Annotated in this window: 15 protein-coding genes; 4 read left to right on the plus strand and 11 right to left on the minus strand. The window is 68.7% G+C overall.

From position 1 onward, the window contains the following. Positions 1-272: 272 nt before the first annotated feature. From ACYJSS_RS04100 to ACYJSS_RS04125, 6 genes are read right to left on the minus strand one after another with little or no spacing between them, the layout of a single operon-like run. The gene (locus ACYJSS_RS04100) at positions 273-1943 is read right to left on the minus strand and encodes an acyl-CoA synthetase family protein (RefSeq protein WP_236204343.1); all 1671 of its coding nucleotides are present in this window, start codon (positions 1941-1943) and stop codon (positions 273-275) included. Continuing rightward, on the minus strand, positions 1940-2485 hold the full coding sequence (locus ACYJSS_RS04105) for a COG4648 family protein (protein ID WP_111259805.1): 546 nt from the start codon (positions 2483-2485) through the stop codon (positions 1940-1942). Before ACYJSS_RS04105 ends, ACYJSS_RS04100 begins: the two co-directional genes overlap by 4 nt. Then, positions 2482-2736: an acyl carrier protein gene (locus tag ACYJSS_RS04110; protein WP_021219836.1), complete on the minus strand. Its 255-nt coding sequence runs from the start codon at positions 2734-2736 to the stop codon at positions 2482-2484. Before ACYJSS_RS04110 ends, ACYJSS_RS04105 begins: the two co-directional genes overlap by 4 nt. 13 nt (positions 2737-2749) lie before the next feature. Further along, positions 2750-3010 carry a phosphopantetheine-binding protein gene (locus ACYJSS_RS04115; protein ID WP_021219835.1) on the minus strand — a complete coding sequence of 87 codons (261 nt, stop codon included), beginning with the start codon at positions 3008-3010 and terminating at the stop codon, positions 2750-2752. Further along, positions 2991-3803: a lysophospholipid acyltransferase family protein gene (locus ACYJSS_RS04120; protein ID WP_111259806.1), complete on the minus strand. Its 813-nt coding sequence runs from the start codon at positions 3801-3803 to the stop codon at positions 2991-2993. The genes ACYJSS_RS04115 and ACYJSS_RS04120 overlap by 20 nt, the downstream gene beginning before the upstream one ends. Beyond that, on the minus strand, positions 3776-4498 hold the full coding sequence (locus ACYJSS_RS04125; protein WP_111259807.1) for a beta-ketoacyl synthase chain length factor: 723 nt from the start codon (positions 4496-4498) through the stop codon (positions 3776-3778). Before ACYJSS_RS04125 ends, ACYJSS_RS04120 begins: the two co-directional genes overlap by 28 nt. 253 nt (positions 4499-4751) lie before the next feature. Here ACYJSS_RS04125 and ACYJSS_RS04130 point away from each other — a divergent pair, with 253 nt between their 5' ends. Beyond that, entirely contained in the window at positions 4752-5519 is a 768-nt protein-coding gene (locus ACYJSS_RS04130; protein WP_236204342.1) for a ParA family protein, read from the plus strand. A gap of 39 nt (positions 5520-5558) precedes the next feature. Here the strand turns inward: ACYJSS_RS04130 and ACYJSS_RS04135 are convergent, their stop codons facing one another. Both ACYJSS_RS04135 and ACYJSS_RS04140 read right to left on the minus strand, forming a co-directional pair. Further along, on the minus strand, positions 5559-6377 hold the full coding sequence (locus ACYJSS_RS04135; protein WP_111259809.1) for a universal stress protein: 819 nt from the start codon (positions 6375-6377) through the stop codon (positions 5559-5561). Positions 6378-6456: 79 nt separating this feature from the next. Beyond that, a complete protein-coding gene (locus tag ACYJSS_RS04140) occupies positions 6457-6900 on the minus strand; it encodes a YiiD C-terminal domain-containing protein (RefSeq protein ID WP_236204341.1) in 444 nt (147 codons plus the stop codon). A gap of 214 nt (positions 6901-7114) precedes the next feature. Here ACYJSS_RS04140 and ACYJSS_RS04145 point away from each other — a divergent pair, with 214 nt between their 5' ends. After that, positions 7115-7558, plus strand: coding sequence for a VOC family protein (locus ACYJSS_RS04145; RefSeq protein ID WP_236204340.1), 444 nt, complete (start codon positions 7115-7117; stop codon positions 7556-7558). A 25-nt stretch (positions 7559-7583) separates the two neighbouring features. On the opposite strand, the gene trxC is transcribed toward ACYJSS_RS04145, so the two are convergent. The 3 genes from trxC to ACYJSS_RS04160 form a co-directional block, all read right to left on the minus strand. Further along, positions 7584-8018 carry a thioredoxin TrxC gene (trxC, locus tag ACYJSS_RS04150; RefSeq protein WP_111259812.1) on the minus strand — a complete coding sequence of 145 codons (435 nt, stop codon included), beginning with the start codon at positions 8016-8018 and terminating at the stop codon, positions 7584-7586. Between the two features lie 63 nt (positions 8019-8081). Further along, on the minus strand, positions 8082-9359 hold the full coding sequence (locus tag ACYJSS_RS04155; protein WP_111259813.1) for a bifunctional O-acetylhomoserine aminocarboxypropyltransferase/cysteine synthase: 1278 nt from the start codon (positions 9357-9359) through the stop codon (positions 8082-8084). Positions 9360-9489: 130 nt separating this feature from the next. Continuing rightward, positions 9490-10467 (minus strand): sulfite exporter TauE/SafE family protein, encoded by a 978-nt coding sequence (locus ACYJSS_RS04160; protein ID WP_111259814.1) that lies wholly within the window; start codon positions 10465-10467, stop codon positions 9490-9492. A 242-nt stretch (positions 10468-10709) separates the two neighbouring features. On the opposite strand from ACYJSS_RS04160, the gene ACYJSS_RS04165 reads away from it, so the two are divergent. Continuing rightward, a complete protein-coding gene (locus ACYJSS_RS04165) occupies positions 10710-11408 on the plus strand; it encodes an aspartate/glutamate racemase family protein (RefSeq protein ID WP_111259815.1) in 699 nt (232 codons plus the stop codon). A gap of 27 nt (positions 11409-11435) precedes the next feature. Next, the gene (locus ACYJSS_RS04170) at positions 11436-12893 is read left to right on the plus strand and encodes an alpha/beta hydrolase (protein ID WP_111259816.1); all 1458 of its coding nucleotides are present in this window, start codon (positions 11436-11438) and stop codon (positions 12891-12893) included. Positions 12894-12911: the final 18 nt, after the last annotated feature.

Consider the following 12911-nt stretch of genomic DNA (forward strand, 5'->3'; position numbering starts at 1 on the left):
CATCCGGCCCCGGCTGCGCCGGGGTGCCCTCGCTCCCATCGTTGCGCCGGGAGCCCGGCGCGACAGGCCATCCCTGGCCAGATCGCGCCTCTCGCGGCATCCATGCCGCTCGACTCCCTCTGCAACGATTCCGCTCGGCCTCCTGAAGGGGCGTTGTCCCCGCCCCACCCGCCGAGCTGGAGAGGGCCATGTACTGCGCAGGAACCTCGTGCAGCACGCGTTCTTGAACGCTGTGGGAACCGGCGCGCGTGCCGTTCAGGGTGGCGAAGGCCTTACGCATGGTCGGCCACCAGCAGGATGCGCCCGGAGGAGCAGGCGGCTTCGCCGTTGCGGTAGGCGAAGTAGAGCTTGCCCTTGTCGGTGTCGAAGCGCAGGGACAGCTGCAGGCGGTCGCCGGGGCGGACCAGTTGCTGGAACTTCAGCACCTCCATGCCGGCGAAGCGCGGGGGCAGGGCCATCACCTGGCGGGCGAGGTGCTGGGCCCAGTCGATCTGCACCACGCCGGGCAGCACCGGGGTGCGCGGGAAGTGGCCGGAGAAGTGCGCCAGGTCCAGCGGTACTTCCAGATCCAGCTGCCATTCGCCGTCGATCTCGCGGCTGGCCAGCGGCTCCACCGTCTTCGGGCGGGGGGCCTTGACCAGGTTCTCCACCAGCGCCTGGGGCAGCTTGCCCTGGCTGCTCCACGGCAGTTGCCGCACGAGGCGCCAGCGGCGCGGCAGGGCGATGGCTTCGCAGTGGCCGGCCAGGTGGCGGCGCAGGGTTTCGGTGACGGTGCGCCGACCCTGGTTGCGCAGGGCATGGATGCCCTCGGCGCTCAGGGCCACCAGCGCGCCGAGGAAGGCGCGGCCTTCCTGCACCACGCCCAGGCGCGCTTCGGCGACGAAGGGGTGTTCGCCCAGGGCCTGCTCCAGCATGGGCAGGGAGATGCGTTTTTCTTCCAGCTTGACGATGCGGTCGAGGCGGCCGAGCAGTTCGAAGCGGCCGTCGGCGTCGATGCGCACGGCATCGGCGGTCTGCTCGCGGTGGCCGGCGGGCAGGTAGGGCGAGGCGAGGTACAGGGCGCCGTCGGCGTCCTGGCCGACCGCCACGCCGGCGAAGGGCTGCCACAGGGCGCCGCCCTGGCGCCAGGCGATGCCGCCGGTCTCGGAGCTGCCGTAGATCTCGGTGGGCCACTGGCCGAGGCGCTGCTGCAGCTCGGCAGCGGCGTCTTCGGGCAGGGCGCCGCCGGAGGAGAACACCCGGCGCACGCCGCGCAGGGCGGGCCAGTCGAGGTTGTCGCCCATGCGCTTGAGCAGGGCGGGGCTGGCGATCCAGGCGAAGTCGCCGGCCTCCAGGCTGGCCTGCTGGATGTCCTCGGCGAAGGGCTGGGCCCGGCGCACGAAGGGGCGGCCGGCGCACAGGGGCCAGAGCACGCGGAACAGCAGGCCGTAGATGTGCTGGGCGGAGACGCTGGCGACCAGGGTGGCACCGGCCAGGTCGGCGCCCCAGAGGGCTTCCAGGGCTTCGACTTCGTTGGCCAGCTGGCGCAGGGTCTTGTCGATCAGCTTGGCTTCGCCGCTGGAGCCGGAGGTGCACAGCACCAGGCGGCAGGCCTCCAGGTCCAGCGCGGCGGGGGCCAGGGGCTCGGCGTCGAGGCCATCGAGGCCATCGAGGCCGTCGAGCCAGAGGTCGCAGTGTTCGCCCAGGCGCTTGCGGGTCTGCGCCTGGGCGTCGGCCGGCAGCAGCACCTCGATGCCGGCGCGCCAGGCGCCCAGCAGGGCTGCGGCCAGCTCGGCGCCGTCTTCCAGATACAGCGCAATGCGCTGGATGCCGCGGGCCTGGAAGGCACCGGCCAGGCGCAGGGCCTGCTCGGCGAGGGCGGTCTGGTCCAGTGCCGGTGCCAGGGTGACCGGGCGTCGCGGGTCGGCCTGCAGCAGCAGGTCCTGCAGGGCGATCCAGCTCACGCGAACCTCCGTACACGCTGGCGCACCAGCCATTCGCCAGCGAACAGCAGGCCCATCAGCAGGTAGGCGATGAAGCCGGTGTAGAGGGTCCACCAGCTCAGCGGTGCCCACAGGGTGAGGCCGGCGGCGACCAGGCCGTTGGCGAGGAAGAACCCGGCCCAGACGGCGGTGACGCGACGGGTGTAGCGCACCGCCACCTCGGGCAGTTCGGGCTCGCGCAGGCGTGCCAGGCGTTCCACCAGCGGGGTGCCGTGGAACAGGCTGGCGCCGAACAGGCCCAGCAGTGCGGCGCTCATCAGCACCGGGTACCAGCGCAGCAGTTCGGCCTGGTTGACCAGCCCCAGCAGCAGGCAGAAACCCAGGGCGGCGACGGCCGTCCAGCGGTTGCCGGGGCGTTGCGCGGCGCTCAGGCTGCGGGCCAGCCAGAGGCCGCCCAGCAGCAGGGCGAACAGGCGCGGCGACAGGTGCTCCATGCCGTAGTACACGGCGAAGGGGTAGCCCAGCCCGGCCAGCACCAGCAGCAGCCCGATCAGGCGGCTCATGCGGGCTCGTTCACCAGGCGGTGCACGGCCTCGACCACGTCGCTGACGGTGCGCACGGCCTTGAAGTCCTCGGCGGCGATCTTGCGGCCGGTGTGGCGCTTGATGTGGTCGATCAGGTCGACGGCGTCGATGCTGTCGATCTCCAGGTCCTCGTAGAGGTTGGATTCCAGGCTGATCTGCGCCGGGTCCAGCTCGAAGAGTTCGACCAGGGCGTCGCGCAGGGTGGTGAAGATCTCGTCACGGGTTTGCATCGCGGTCTTTTCCTCAGGCGGCTTTCTGTGCCGAGACGAAGGCCGCGAGGCTGGCCACGTTGGCAAAGTGTTTGCGGGTGTCCTTGGCATCGGCGTCGATCTTGATGCCGAAGCGCTTCTGGATGGCCAGGCCCAGTTCCAGGGCGTCCACCGAGTCCAGGCCCAGGCCTTCGCCGAACAGGGTCTGTTCGGCGTCGATGTCGTCGGGGCCGATGTCTTCGAGGCCCAGGGCCTCGATGATCAGGTTCTTGATCTCAAGCTGCAGAGCGCTCATCCAGGCCGAGCTCCTTCATGAAATGTTGATGCAGATGGTCGTTGAGGCGGCGCGAAGCGATGGGTGCCGACCCCTGTGAGGCGAAGCTCTGCGGGTCGATGTCGTGGCCGACGCGCAGGTGGAAGTGGAAGCGCCGCGACGGAATGCTGTACCAGGGCTCGGCCTTGGTCAGGGTGGTCGGGGTCACGCTGATGGTCACCGGGGTGACGATGCGGGCGCCGCGCAGGGCGATGGCGGCCGCGCCACGGTGGAACTGCGGGGCCTGCCCCGGCGTGGTGCGGGTGCCTTCGGGGAAGACAATCAGGGTCTGGCCTTCCTGCAGGGCGGCGGCGGCCTCGTCGAGCATGTCCATGCTGCCGCTGTTGCTGATGTACTGGGCGGCGCGGATCGGGCCGCGCATGCAGGGGTTGTCCCACAGGCTCTGCTTGACCACGCAGTTGGTGTCGCGGATCAGGGCGATCAGCACCACCACGTCGATCAGCGAGGGGTGGTTGGCGATGATCATCTGCCCGGGGCGCCCCAGGCGTTCCGCGCCTTCAACCTCGTAGGTGAGCACGCCGCTGCGGTACATGAACTGGACGAACAGCCAGAACAGCCGGCTGGTGGTGGCGCGGGCACGGCGGCGGTGGTCGGTGGCGTCGCCCGGCAGCAGCGAGAGCAGCGGGAACACGACGATGCGCAGCAGCACCCCGCCGACCCCGAACAGGGTGAAGGACAGGGCGGTGGCGATCAGGCGCCACCAGTAGGGGGCGTTGGGGCGGGCGTTCAGGGCCGGTTGCGTTGCCAGGTCCATTTACGGCTCTTCCATTGATGCTGACGGTGGGGCAGATCGTTGAGCAGTGCTTGCAGCAGGCCCAGTGCGTGGGGCCAGGGTTCCGGCGCCTGTTCCGGCGCTTCGGGGGACAGCCTCAGCTGCCACTGGTCGCCGGGCGCGAGCCTGAGGGCGACGGCGTAGGGGAAGGGCACATCCTCCACCCAGGGGCGGTAGATCTCCGGCGGGCTTTCCTCGGTGACCACCAGCAGCACGGCCGGGGCACCCTCGGCGAGCATGCCGGCAGCTTCCAGGACCGCGTGCTCCAGGCCGTCGCCTTCGGCGGCCAGGGCGGTCATCTCGCTGGTGTCGCCGCGCAGGATCGACCACTGGCCGATGATCGCGTTGTGCACCGAGAGGCTGAACTGGGTGGGTGACAGCGGCTCGCCGCGCGCCAGGTCCTGCAGCAGTGCCAGGGTGCGCGGCGTCTCGCCGTGGCGCGAGGCGAACACCATGGGCAGTTGCTCGCCCTCGGCGGCCAGGGGCCAGGCGACGCTCATCGCCATGCGTGCGAGGCGCGACAGGCGACGCCGCTGCATGGCGGGGAGGAAGGAGACATCGGGCTGGATTTCGGTGTCGGCGGGCGCGAACGGCTGCCTGCACCAGGCGCGCCAGTCGTCCTCGCTTTCCAGGCCCGGGGCCCAGGCACGCCATTGTTCGATGCTGAAGTGAGTCACGCTAAGAGCTCTTTTCGGCCCCTGTGGGCGTCCTTGTCGACTGGCAATCCCTGAACGACAAAGGCCTTGTCGATGACGCCATAGCAAAGTGCCGCATTATCCCCGAGCGCCGTGTTACTTCGCAAACTTCAGACACAATCTTCAGATGTAAGGCACATAAATACCCGCCGGTAAGAAAGCCCCGGCAGTGCTCGCCCTTGTCACGGGCTTTGCATAGAATCCGGGACTATCCAAGGGATCCGGGAGGTGTGCGATGCGGCGAGTGGTGTTCAATCAGAAGGGCGGCGTAGGCAAGTCGAGCATCGCCTGCAACCTGGCGGCGGTCAGTGCCTCGGAGGGCTATCGCACGCTGCTGATCGACCTCGACACACAGGCCAACTCCACCCACTACCTGACCGGCCTCACCGGCGACGACATTCCCATGGGGATCGCCGATTTCTTCAAGCAGACCCTGTCGTCCGGGCCCTTCAGCAAGAAGGGCAAGGTGGATATCTACGAGACGCCCTTCGACAACCTGCATGTGATCACCGCCACGGCGGAGCTGGCCGACCTGCAGCCCAAGCTCGAGGCCAAGCACAAGATCAACAAGCTGGCGAAGCTGCTGGACGAGCTGGCCGAGGACTACGACCGCATCTACCTGGATACGCCGCCGGCCTTGAATTTCTACACGGTTTCGGCGCTGATCGCGGCGGATCGCGTGCTGATCCCCTTCGATTGCGACAGCTTCTCGCGCAATGCCCTCTACGGCCTGCTGGCCGAGATCGAAGAGCTGAAGGAAGACCACAACGAGGGCCTGGAGGTCGAAGGCATCGTGGTCAACCAGTTCCAGCCCCGCGCCAGCCTGCCCCAGCAACTGCTGGACGAACTCATCGCCGAGGGCCTGCCGGTGCTGCCGGTGAACCTGATGAGCTCGGTGAGGATGCGCGAGTCCCACCAGGCCTGCACCCCGCTGATCCACCTGGACCGCGGCCACAAGCTGACCCAGCAATTCATCGAACTGCACAATCTTCTAGAAGCTTGAAGCTTGAAGCTTGAAGCTTGAAGCTTGCGGCTCGACTTCCTACTTCACCACCAGCACATCACAGGGCGGGCGCTGCAGGTAATGCAGCGCCAGGCTGCCCAGTAGCGCCTGGGAGATCATGCTGCGGCCGTGGCTGCCGAGGGTGATGAACTGCGGCTGGGTCGCGGCGATGGCCTCGTCCAGGGCGCGTGGCAGGGTTCCGTGGGTGACCTGCAGGCTGATCTTCGGGGCGGCCTTCACGTTGCCCAGTTCATCCTTCAGCAATTGCTCCAGCAGCTCGCGCTGGGTCTTGAGGTATTCGCCGGCGCTGCCCGCCTTGGCCAGCAGGCGGCCGGTCACCTCCATCACGTTCACGGCCTGCAGGTGGCCTTCGGCGGTCAGCAGGCTGCAGGCGCTGCGCAGGGCGTCGCAGGCGCAGAGGGAGAAGTCCAGCGCGGTGAAGCCCTTGCGGTAGGGGGCGGGCCTCTCGCCCACCGCCAGCAGCAAGGGGATGTCGATGTGCCGGGCGACACGCTCCAGTGTGGTGCCGATGAACAGCTCCGGTGCGTTGTGGTGGTGGTTGCCGATCACCAGCAGGTCGGCCTGGCTCTCTTCCACCTCTTCGAGAATCTGCAGCGCCGGGCGGCCCTTGCGCAGCAGCACCTGGGTGGGAGGCGCACCGAGCTGCTCCAGGCGTTGCTGGAACAGGCGCTGAGCGGCTTCGCGCAGGCTTTCCTGCAGCGCGTTGGGCAGGTGGTCTTCGAGCACGTGCAGCAGGGTCAGGCGGGCGTCGTACTGGCGCGCGAGGTCCACGGCGCGTTGCAGGGCGAGGTCGGCCTCGCGGCTCAGGTCATGGGCGATGAGGATATGGCTGAACATGGATGGCACCTCCGGGTGAGGTGCCACTCTGGGGCAATTCGCCGCGCGGCAACTTGATCCAGGGCAATCCGCCCCTGGCTCAGTGGGCACGCAGCTGGTAAAGCCCGCGGCTCTGCGCCACCACCTCGCCGCTGGCGTCCACCAGGTCCAGCTCCAGCAGGTAGTCGGCCTTGCCGTTGGCGCTCGCCTCGGCCTGGATGCGCTCGATCTCCTCGGCGCCGAGGCGCGCCTCGACGCTGATGTCGCCCTTGGCCGGGCGGCGGAAGCGCAGGCTCATGTCCTTGATGATGGGGTAGAAGCGGCGGGTGTCGAAGCTGGTGATGAACAGCGCGCCGCCGGGGATCTCCGCCAGGGTGAAGAGGGCGCCGGCGTACAGGGTGCCGATGTGGTTCTCGTTGCCGGCCAGGGGCACCAGCAGCTTCACGTAGCCGGGCTCCAGGGTCAGGGCCTTCAGGCCCGTGCGGCGCACGAAGGCGATCTTGTCCTCGGTGAAGTGGCGGGCCATCTCTTCGTTGAATTGCATGACGATCTCCGGCGGGGCGAATGCCAGGAGCCTAGCCGGATGCGCGCTGCCGGCAATGACCGGGACGACCAGCCCGGGTGACCGAAACGATCAGGACCCGGCCGTTAGGTGGGACTTTCACCGGGAGGTTGAGCCTGTAACGGACGTGCTTCATTGCCTAGGGTAGTAGTGGGCCTGCGCATGTCGCGCTCGCTCGAACCAGCAGGGAAAGCCCATGAACGCCACCTTCAAGCCGCAGGGATTCAACACCGTCACACCGAACAGCATCGTCAGCGACCTGGCCAGCGCCGTCAGGTTCTACCAGGCGGTGTTCGACGCCGAGGAGCTGCTGCGCCTGACGACGCCGGACGGCAAGGTGGTGCATTGCGAGCTGAGGTTCGGCGACTCGCGGGTGAACCTCGGCGAGGCCATGGACGGCTGGCCGGAGCAGCCGCTGCTGGCGCAGATCTATGTGCCCGATTCGGACGCGACCTTCGCCCGGGCGATCCGCGAAGGCGCTCGGGAGCTGAGCCCCGTGAGCGACATGTTCTTCGGCTCGCGGGAGGGCCGGGTCATCGATCCGTTCGGCAATACCTGGACCATTTCCACGCACACGCGGCAGGTTTCCGCCGAGGAGATGCAGCGGGCGCTGAACGAGATGTACGCCGGGCAAGGCTAGCCGGAGCTGAGCCCGCCCCGGCGTTCTAGATCCCCTGGCTCTTCAGCCAGCCCAGCAACTGCGGCAGGGGCAGGGCGCCGCTCTGCCGGGCGACTTCGACGCCGCCCTTGAACAGGATCAGCGTGGGAATGGAGCGGATGTTGAGCTGCCCGGCCAGCTGGCGGTTGGCCTCGCTGTCCAGCTTGCCCAGGCGGCAGCGGCCCTGGAGCTGGGCGGCGGCCTGCTGGTAGGTGGGGGCGAAGGCCTTGCAGGGACCGCACCAGTCGGCCCAGACGTCCACCAGCAAGGGCAGGTCGCCGCGCAGTTGCTTGGCGAAGCCGGCTTCGTTCAGGTCGAAGGGCGTGGCAGGGACCACGGCGGACTTGCAGTGACCGCAGCGGGGCGAGTCGCCCAGACGCTCGGCGGGGATGCGGTTGAGCCCGGCGCAGTGGGCGCAGGGGATCATCAGGGGGTCGGTCATGGTCGGCTCCGGAACAGATTCCCCTGATCTGGAGCCGACCCGCCGAATATCAACCCCTGGGCATCAGCCCCGCGCGGCCTCGAGGGACTGGCTGAGGTCGGCGAGGATGTCGTCGATGTGCTCGATGCCGATGGACAGGCGCACCATGTCGCGCGGCACGCCGGCCTTCTCCAGCTCCTCGTCGTTGAGCTGGCGGTGGGTGGTGGAGGCCGGGTGGCAGGCCAGGGACTTGGCGTCGCCGATGTTCACCAGGCGCACCACCAGCTTCAGCGCGTCGATGAAGCGTGCGCCGGCTTCCGCGCCGCCGACGATGCCGAAGGACAGGATCGCCGCCGGCTTGCCCGCCGTGTAGCGCTGGGCCAGTTCGTGCTCGGGGTGGTCCGGCAGGCCGGCGTATTTCACCCAGGCCACCTGCGGGTGGGCCTGGAGGAAGTGGGCGACCTTCAGCGCGTTCTCGGTGTGGCGCTCCATGCGCAGGGGCAGGGTTTCCAGCCCCTGGAGGATGAGGAAGGCGTTGAACGGCGACAGCGCCGCGCCCATGTTGCGCAGCGGCACCACGCGGCAGCGGCCGATGAAGGCTGCAGGGCCGAAGGCTTCGGTGTAGGTCACGCCGTGGTAGGAGGCGTCCGGGGTGTTGAGCAGCGGGAAACGCGCCTTGTTTTCGGCCCAGGGGAACTTCCCGGAGTCGACGACGATGCCGCCGATGCTGTTGCCATGGCCGCCGATGTACTTGGTCAGCGAGTGCACGACGATGTCCGCGCCGTGTTCGAAGGGGCGGCAGAGGATGGGCGTGGCCACGGTGTTGTCGACGATCAGCGGCACGCCATGGCGGTGCGCGGCGGCGGCCAGGGCGGCGAGGTCGATGATGTTGCCCGCCGGGTTGCCGATGGATTCGCAGAACACCGCCTTGGTGCGTTCGTCGATCAGTGCTTCCAGGGCGGCGATGTCGTCGTGGGCGGCGAAGCGTACCTGGATGCCGGAGCGCGGCAGGGTGTGGGCGAAGAGGTTGTAGGTGCCGCCGTAGAGCTTGGCCACCGAGACGATGTTGTCGCCGGCTTCGGCGACGGTCTGGATGGCGTAGGTGATGGCGGCCATGCCCGAGGCCACGGCCAGGGCGCCGACGCCGCCTTCGAGCGCGGCGATGCGCTTCTCCAGCACGTCGTTGGTGGGGTTCATGATGCGGGTGTAGATGTTGCCGGGCACCTTGAGGTCGAACAGGTCGGCGCCGTGCTGGGTGTCGTCGAAGGCGTAGGAGGTGGTCTGGTAGATCGGTACCGCCACCGCACGCGTGGTCGGGTCGGGGCTGTAGCCGGCGTGGATGGCGAGGGTTTCCGGTTTCATTGTGGCTGCGTTCCTTCGGGGCTGATGAAGGAGCGCAGCATGTGAAAGCGGAAGGGGTGCGGTCAATGACCTGGAGCAATCAGCGGCTGGCGCGGCTAGACCGAAAAGTTCGGTGGCTAGAACCGCCCGATCAGCGCAGGGCCATGTAGATGTTGAAGGCGCTGATCAGGGTGATCAGGGTGCCGACCAGGGTCAGCAGGGTGCGCGCCGGCAGCTTCTTGCACAGCATGGCGGCGAAGGGCGCCGCGAACAGGCCGCCGAAGACCAGCCCGGCCACCAGCATCCAGGTGTTCAGCTCACCGGCCAGGAGGATGAAGGAGGTGGCGCTGGAAATGGTCAGGAAGAACTCGGCGAAGTTCACCGAGCCGATGGTGGTGCGCGGGTCGCTGCCCGAGCCCAGCAGGCTGCTGGTGACCACCGGGCCCCAGCCACCGCCGCCGGCGGCGTCGACGAAACCGCCGAACAGGGCCAGCTTGGCCACGTGCTTCGGCGCCCGGCGCTGGGCCACATGGCGGTAGGCCTTGCTGAGGATGTACAGGCCCATCAGCAGCAGGTAGGCGGAAATGAAGGGCTTGAGCGCGGCACCGTCGAAGGTGGTGATCAGCACCGCGCCGAGCACGGCGCCGATGATGCCCGGCACCAGCAGGCGCAGGAACAGGGACTTGTTGACGTTGCCCAGCTTCACGTGGGAGATGCCGGAGAGGCCGGTGGTGAAGACTTCGGCGATGTGCACGCTGGCGCTGGCCGCCGCTGGCGAGGCGCCGGCGGTGAGCAGGAAGGTGGTCGCGGTGATGCCGTAGGCCATGCCCAGCGCGCCATCGACCACCTGGGCGAGGAAGCCCACGGCCACGGCGCTCCAGAAGGTCGGGCTGCTCAGGGTACGCTCGATGATGTCCAGGCCGGTGGCACCGCCGTGGTCGCCGAAGAACAGGCGCCAGGCGAGGAAGCCCAGCAGGCTGACCAGCACCAGCACGGCGAACCACATCGCGGCGCGCAGCACCGGATGGTTGTCGGGGTGACTGACGAAATCCTCGACGGGAGGAATGCCCAGTGCCTCGTGCTCGGTGTTGATCGGGCTCTGGCTGAGGTCGAGGTTGCGGATCTTCATGCGGGGTACGGCGCCTGACAGTGGGTGGTAGAACAGGCCGGAATAAGCAGGCGGCGAAGATAAGCGGCTTTGCTTAGAGAGTCTAAGAAGATTTCCGCAGGTTCATATTCCAATTTTGTTGGACGGAGGCGGTGCGCAGCGGCGCTCGAGCGTGGGGCTGTACGCACCGATTGCCCGGCAACTGTATGCCCGGCGCCCCGGGATGCTGGGCTAGGATTTGATCTTTTGGCGCAGAGGTGGCGATGAGGACATTGGGTGTACTGGGCGGCATGAGCTGGGAGTCGACCCTGAGCTACTACCGGCTGCTCAACGAGGGCGTGCGTGACCAGCTCGGCGGCCTGCATTCGGCGCCGTTGCTGCTGCACTCGGTGGATTTCGCCGGCATCGCCGCGCTGCAGAAGTCCGGCGGCTGGGACGAGGCCGGGCACCAACTGGCCGCCGCCGCGCAAGGATTGGAGCGCGCCGGCGCCGGTGCCCTGCTGCTGGCCACCAACACCATGCACAAGGTCGCGGCGGCGATCGAGGCGGCGGTGGACATCCCCCTGCTGCATATCGGCGATGGTGTGGGCGAGGCCCTGCAGGCGCTGGGCTGCGGGCGGGCGGCGCTGCTGGGCACGCGCTTCACCATGCAGGAGGATTTCTACCGGCGGCGCCTGGACGAGCGTTTCGGCATCCAGGTACAGGTGCCCGACGCCACGGCGATGGCGGAGATCGACCGGGTGATCTTCCAGGAGCTGTGCCTGGGCCGCTTCCTCCCCGAGGCGCGGGCGTTCTACCTCGACCAGCTGCGCCAGCTGCAAGCCGCGGGTGCCCAGGCGGCGATCCTCGGCTGCACCGAGATCGGCCTGCTGCTGGAGGGCTGCGACTCACCGCTGCCCCTGGTGGACAGCACCGAGCAGCATGTGCGCATGGGCCTGCGCTGGATGCTGGCCGAAGGCTGAACCATGGGGCATGACGGAGCGGGAACGATGCGGGCTGGGATCATCCGGTGGGCGGGCCGGGGCGCGCTGCTGCTGGCCTTGGCGCTGTCACTGGTGTTCGCCGTGCGGGTGCTGGACATCCAGGGCGAGCCGACACTCGAGCCCTGGCACAGGTTCGTGCCGGAGGAACTCGACGAGCGCGAGCTCGACCAGGCCGACTGGAGCGCCTGGATGAACGCCGAGGCGCGCGTCTTCGAGCAGGTGCGTGCACAGGTCAGCGAGCAGCTGGACGCCGAGGAGCAGGTGCCGGCCAACCGCTATTTCCCGGGCAGCCCGCTGTACCCCGGCCGTTTCCGCCAGGACTGGAATCGCTCCTATGTGCTGCGTCCCGAAGGCGAGCCGGTGGGCGCGGTGGTGATGCTGCACGGCCTCACCGATTCGCCCTACAGCCTGCGCCACCTGGCGCTGCGTTACCGCCAGGCGGGCTTTGTGGTGCTCGGCCTGCGCCTGCCCGGGCACGGCACGGTGCCGGCGGCGCTGACCGACGTGAGCTGGGAACAGTGGCTGGCCGCCACCCGCCTGGCCATGCGCGAGGCCCGGCGGCTGGTGGGGGCGCAGCGGCCGTTGCGGCTGGTGGGCTATTCCAACGGCGGTGCGCTGGCGTTGAAATATTCGCTGGATGCGCTGGAGGACCCGTCCCTGCCGCGTGCCGAACGCCTGGTGCTGCTCTCGCCCATGCTGGGGGTCGCCGGCTACGCGCGTTTCGCCGGGCTGGCGGGCCTGCCGGCGGTGTTCCCGGCCTTCGCCAAGGCGGCCTGGCTCGACCTGCTGCCCGAGTACAACCCCTTCAAGTACAACTCCTTCCCGGTCAACGGCGCGCGCCAGTCCTACCAGCTCACCGCCGCGCTGCAGGAGCAGCTGCTGAGCGCCTCGCGGCGCGACGGGTTGCGGGGCCTGCCGCCGCTGCTGACCTTCCAGTCGGTGGTGGATGCGACCGTGAGCACCTCGGCGGTGGTGGCGTCGCTCTATCGTCTGGTCCCGGACAACGGCAGCGAGCTGGTGCTGTTCGACATCAATCGCTCGGTGGACTTCGGCCCGCTGTTGCGCCCGGACGCCAGCCTGGCGCTGGCGCGGCTGTTGCCGCCGCCACCGCGTGCCTATCGCACGGCGGTGATCACCAACGCCACGGCGAGCAGCCGGGAGGTGGTCGAGCGGGTGATCGAGGCCGGTGGCCGCGAGGAGTGGGTCCGGCCCCTGGACATGGCCTTCCCGCGCGAGCTGTTCTCGCTGTCCCACGTGGCGCTGCCGTTCCCCGACAGCGACGGGCTCTACGGCCGCCACCCCGATGCGGCGGACGACTTCGGCATCCACCTGGGCAACCTGTCGCTGCGGGGTGAGCGCGGGGTGCTGGTGATGAACATGGACGCCCTGCAACGGGCGACGTCCAATCCCTTCTTCCCCTACCTGCTGCAGCGGCTGGAGCAGGTGGAGGGGCTGGCGCGCTGAGGGCCTCGCCGCGCGCTG

This window comes from Pseudomonas sp. No.21 (genome assembly GCF_054558415.1).